Here is a 959-nt window from a genome sequence, read left to right on the forward strand (position 1 = left end):
TTACAGCGTTGTTTCAAACTGTCTAACTTTGCGGAGTAAAGGTTAGTGTCGTCTGTGTTTGCAAGTTCTTTGAGATTCGCGAGTAAACCAGAGAGTTGAAGCTTTTGTTGTTCGACTTGTTTTTTGTGTTCACGAATATGGCTTAATTTACTCTTTGCAATTTGAAAGACTTTTTTGTCTTTTGATCGCGCTGTTTCAATAACTTTATCAAGGCATTCTTCAGATTCGATGAGCTCGGTGGCAGCTTGTCTTAGTCGACTTAGCTTCGCTTGTTGTGCGATGAGGATGAGCGCCTCCTCATCTTGAATGCGTGCAAGGCTATTTAGGAATTCATCTGGAGATTCAGTGGCCATTATAATTTGCGCCAAAAAGGTTTTGTCTTCGATGAGGTCAAATAGGCTAAGGCCTAACGATTCACTGAGCTTTGTTAAATGTTCAACCGCAGCGGGTTTGTCCGCATTGTTTAACTTCGCGTAGAGTACAATAACGCGCGCTGGATCGCTTGTTTTACTCAGTGCTGCTTGTCTTACAGAAGGGTTTTCATCATTTAAGAGCAGAGATTCGATAATCTCACGTTGCTCATTGTTATGTGGATCAAGTTGCTGCAGAGCTTCTAATCGAACTTCGGCAGATTTGTTTTGCCATTTTGGTTTAAAAAGCTTGGATAAGAAATTAGCCATATCGTGCCTGTATTCTTGGAACGTAGCAGTTGCCTGCCACGGTAGTCTTTGTTGTTAGATGATATTTTTGTTCTTGTTGAGCAAAAAGTAATCGGAGTAGTTTAACCTTGAAATTGCTAGCAAAGAAGTGTTTATTCGACGCTTGTTGTTAGGTGATGCATAAAGTGTGATGAGTGTGTATGAGTGAGAAAGCTGAGCTGCTGCAAAAACTAAAAAACAAAGCCGTTGATTTGTTAGCGAGGCGTGAATATGCAATTCACGAGTTGAGAGATAAGCTCT

1 protein-coding gene is annotated in these 959 nt (G+C 40.8%); it reads right to left on the reverse strand.

All coding sequences use genetic code 11. The features are described from left to right. The coding region (locus A3762_RS03795; RefSeq protein WP_156493202.1) for a hypothetical protein at positions 1-680 on the reverse strand (680 nt) is incomplete at its 3' end. Positions 681-959: the final 279 nt, after the last annotated feature.

The sequence above is a fragment of the Oleiphilus sp. HI0125 genome (assembly GCF_001635355.1).